Here is a 4,016-nt window from a genome sequence, read left to right on the forward strand (position 1 = left end):
GACCTGCTACGTCATGCCACTTGACAATGCTTCTCTCATATTAAAAGGCCAGAGCAAAAGCTCTGACCTGCGTTTTCGTGGTCGGGTGGACTGGATTCGAACCAGCGACCCCTTGACCCCCAGTCAAGTGCGCTACCAAGCTGCGCCACCACCCGTTTGCTCATCTTATCGACGCGCGAGTAAGTAATTTAACACCCTATCAGAAATAATGCAAGTAGAAATATCACAATGATTCACATGAACGTTGTCAAACGCCACAAGTGCCAAGGGTTTCCGCTGACAGCTCAGGAAAAGGAATGAATTCTTGAGCATCAGCAATGGTCGCAACACGCAAAAGCGTACTGTTTTCCTCATTTTTACTCATGCTAATTCCAGCTTTTCTGCCAGCTCAAGCCATTCATCTTCAAGTTTGGCAATCTCTTGCTTGTTTATGTTCAAATGCTCTTGAATCTCTAGCAAACCTTGGTAATCCGTAGGCTTATGTGCCGCTAACGCATCTTGTAGCTCGTCTGTCTCTTCGCGCAATTTTTTAAGGCGGCGCTCAACAGCATCAAAGCGCTTTTTTGCGGTACGACGCTCTTGATTGCTCAATCCAGAGGCAACCTGAGTGGAAGTGTCAGAGGCAACGCTCTGCAAAGAAACGTCACTTACCTCGGCAGCTTTACGCTCATCCAAAAGGCGTAAATATTCATCAACTCCACCTGGACAATGCCTAAGCTGTCTATCAATAATCGCATACTGATCGTCTGTGACACGTTCCATCAAAAAGCGATCGTGGGTCACAAGTAGTAAAGTCCCTGGCCAGCTATCAAGCAAATCTTCAATCACCGCAAGCATATCGGTATCAAGGTCATTGCCTGGCTCGTCAAGCATCAAAACATTAGGTTCCTGAAGAAGAACTGTCAGAATTGCGAGACAGCGGCGCTGGCCACCAGACAAATCTTTAATAAATGTTGGCCAATCAGCACGAGTAAAGCCTAATCGTTCTGCCATCTGCTGTGGACTCTGGGGCTTTCCGCCGGTATAGTAAATTTGCTTAAACGAGCTCAACAAATCCTCTACCCGCTCGTTATTGTGTGCAGATAACTCTTCAAGCTGTTGTGACAGAACTGCTAGCTGAACCGTTTTGCCAATTTTAAGGAAACCTGTCGTGGGGCGAAGCCTGCCACACATCAAGCGCAGCAAGGTTGACTTGCCGACACCATTTTCACCAAGAATACCTATACGATCACCTGGGCCTACAATCCAATTGAGACCCTCAAGTACTGTCTGATCTTCAAAGCGCACACCAATATTTTTGAGTTCAAAGACCTGCTTTCCCAAACGCCCTACCGCAAGACGACACAACTCAACGCTATCGCGCACGGGAGGATCTTGTGCGAGCAAAGCACGGGCAGCCTCAATACGAAACTTTGGTTTTGAACTGCGGGCCTTGGCACCATGAGCCAACCAATTGAGTTCTTTACGCAAAACATTTTGTCTACGTTCCTCAGATGCTGCCGCTTGTCTTTGGCGCTCCACACGCTGCTGAATATACGCAGAATATCCACCCTCAAAAGGATCAATGATGCCATCGTGAACTTCCCACATATGTTCACAAACCTCATCAAGAAACCAACGATCATGTGTCACTACAAGCAACGCGCCAGCACCTGCAGGCCAGCGACGCGTCAAATGACCTGCAAGCCATCGAATTGCATGCATATCTAAGTGGTTGGTTGGCTCATCCATTAAGAGGACATCCCAATCACGAGACAACACGCGTGCAAGATCGACACGACGACGCTGACCACCTGAAAGCGTGCCCACCTGACTTTGCCAGTCCACGTCAACTAGCAGCTCATCACAAATAGAACGGATTTTGGGATCTGATGCCCACTCATATTCGGGAGTATCCCCCATCACGGCATGAACGACCGTATCGCCATCATCAAGGTTATCTGACTGCGTCAACATACCAACAGAGATAGTATTACGCCAAGTAATGTTTCCCGCATCTGGCTCGATCCGATGCCCAATGAGTTGCAACAGCGTGGATTTACCATCACCATTGCGGCCAACGATACCAATACGTTCGCCTTCGTTAATGCCTATTGTGGCATCATGTAAAACCTGTTTGCCAGGCCACTCATGTGCAACGTGCTCAAGTCCAACCAAAATGCCCATTACGTATATAACCTCGGTCTCACCACTGTTGCATCTATATCATTTTTTGAATCAGAATGAGACGTATTATGAGTCGCCTCAGCAGAAGTTTTGGATGCCAGCATATTTGTAATATGCTCAGCAAGAGCTCTTGCTACCTGGTGTTTGGTCAACGTTGGAAGCTGCTCAACCCCATCTGCTGTAACAAAGCTCACCCTATTGGTATCTCCACCAAAGGCAGAATCCTTTCGCGAAACATCATTTGCAACAATGAGGTCACAGCCCTTCTTGACAAGCTTTTCCTGTGCATTTTTGAGCAAATCATTAGTTTCAGCAGCAAAGCCAATAACCAAACGCCCTCCTTTATTTACAGAAAGACTTGCAAGAATATCTCGCGTGCGTACAAGCTTAATAGTATCGAGATTCTCACGACCCTTTTTGAGCTTGTGATCGGCGGGGTCCTCAGGCTTATAGTCAGCAACTGCAGCGGCACAAATTGCAACATCACAGTTCTCAAAAGCCTTGATCGTAGCTTGATACATTTCAGACGCAGATACCACATCAATACGGCTGACACCCTCAGGTGTTGCAAGGTTAGTAGGCCCTGCTACAAGCGTCACCTCAGCACCAAACGATTTGCATGCTTCTGCAATAGCAAAACCCATCTTTCCCGAAGAAGCATTGGCGATATAGCGAACAGGGTCGATAGCTTCGTGCGTGGGGCCTGCCGTGACAAGAACTCGCTTGCCAGCAAGCTTCTCCTGCGTAACTGCTGCAGCTTCTGCATCTTGTTCACCACAAGCAAGCTGATCAAAAGCCAAAAGCATAGTGCGATCAGGATCTGTATCAAAACTACGCAGCGCAGTACGCGCGTCAAGAGCATCCATTACAGAAGCAAAAATTTCATTGATATCAGCAAGCTTGCCAGCGCCCACATCACCACACGCAAGACGCCCGTGCACAGGGGATATGATACGTACCCCTCTACGCTCAAGCGTCTCAAGATTATCCTGAGTAGCCGCCGCCTTCCACATATGTACATTCATCGCAGGAGCGAGCAACAAAGGTGTATTTCGTGGCAAAGCAAGCAAAGTAGTTGAAAGTGCATCATCAGCAATGCCACAAGCAAGCTTTGCCATACTATTTGCTGTTGCAGGTACAACAACAGCCGCATCAGCCCATTCGGCAAGCGTGATATGAGGAATAGGATCAGGGCCTTCAAAAAGTTTAACGAGTACCTCATGCTGTGTTAAAGCCTCAAAGGTCGCTGCTCCCACAAACTGCTCTGCTTCGGGAGTTACACACACGCGCACTTCGCAGCCCTGCTTTTGGAAAAGTCTGAGTAGCTCACAGGCTTTATATGCGGCAATCCCTCCACTTACACCCAAAAGAATTTTTGGAGTAGAAGCATCCTCCTTATCAGGATAAGTTTGATGGGACAGCTGGAAATCTCGTTGTGAGGACTCACTCATGCCAAGGCTCCTTTAGTAATAAGAATACGATGGCAATAAGGGCAAGTACTAATCTCAGGGCCGCGTCTCAGGTCACCAAAATCTGCAGGCTGTAATTTAACACGGCAGACAGATGGTACATTTCCGCGCAAGGCTTCCACCGCAAGGCCTCCAAAACGTTTACAAGCCTGCTCGTAACGCTTTATCACCTCTGCAGAAATCCCCGTTATTACTTGCGCACGTTCGCTCTTGAGAAAGCGTTCTTCTGCTCTCAAATCAGCGCTATCTTTCTCAAAAGAATCCTTTTGAGCAGTCTTTTCAGCAACAAGACGTTCTGCCATAGCACGAGCATTTGACTCAGCTTTTTGAAGGTGTTCCAAAGCAGCAGCCTTTTCCATATAAGCATGCTCAATCTTTTCT

3 protein-coding genes and 1 tRNA gene are annotated in these 4,016 nt (G+C 47.6%); all 4 read right to left on the reverse strand.

The genetic code is table 11. From position 1 onward, the window contains the following. Positions 1 to 78: 78 nt before the first annotated feature. Positions 79 to 155: transfer RNA gene (locus Q0X25_RS07640), tRNA-Pro, on the reverse strand. Positions 156 to 360: 205 nt separating this feature from the next. Then, the gene (locus Q0X25_RS07645; RefSeq protein WP_298580802.1) at positions 361 to 2,166 is read right to left on the reverse strand and encodes an ABC-F family ATP-binding cassette domain-containing protein; all 1,806 of its coding nucleotides are present in this window, start codon (positions 2,164 to 2,166) and stop codon (positions 361 to 363) included. Then, positions 2,166 to 3,617, reverse strand: coding sequence for a bifunctional phosphopantothenoylcysteine decarboxylase/phosphopantothenate--cysteine ligase CoaBC (gene coaBC, locus Q0X25_RS07650; RefSeq protein ID WP_298580804.1), 1,452 nt, complete (start codon positions 3,615 to 3,617; stop codon positions 2,166 to 2,168). The genes Q0X25_RS07645 and coaBC overlap by 1 nt, the downstream gene beginning before the upstream one ends. Next, positions 3,614 to 4,016, reverse strand: a 403-nt coding sequence (locus tag Q0X25_RS07655) for a zinc ribbon domain-containing protein (protein ID WP_298580808.1), incomplete at its 5' end; no start/stop codon positions are given. The genes Q0X25_RS07655 and coaBC, both read right to left, overlap by 4 nt.

It is taken from the genome of uncultured Olegusella sp., assembly GCF_947253395.1.
Lineage (GTDB): Bacteria > Actinomycetota > Coriobacteriia > Coriobacteriales > Atopobiaceae > Olegusella.

Coding starts and splice junctions, on each gene's coding strand:
- Q0X25_RS07645 (WP_298580802.1), bottom strand. CDS start 2,166: ATGGGCATTTTGGTTGGACTTGAGCACGTTGCACATGAGTGGCCTGGC.
- coaBC (WP_298580804.1), bottom strand. CDS start 3,617: ATGAGTGAGTCCTCACAACGAGATTTCCAGCTGTCCCATCAAACTTAT.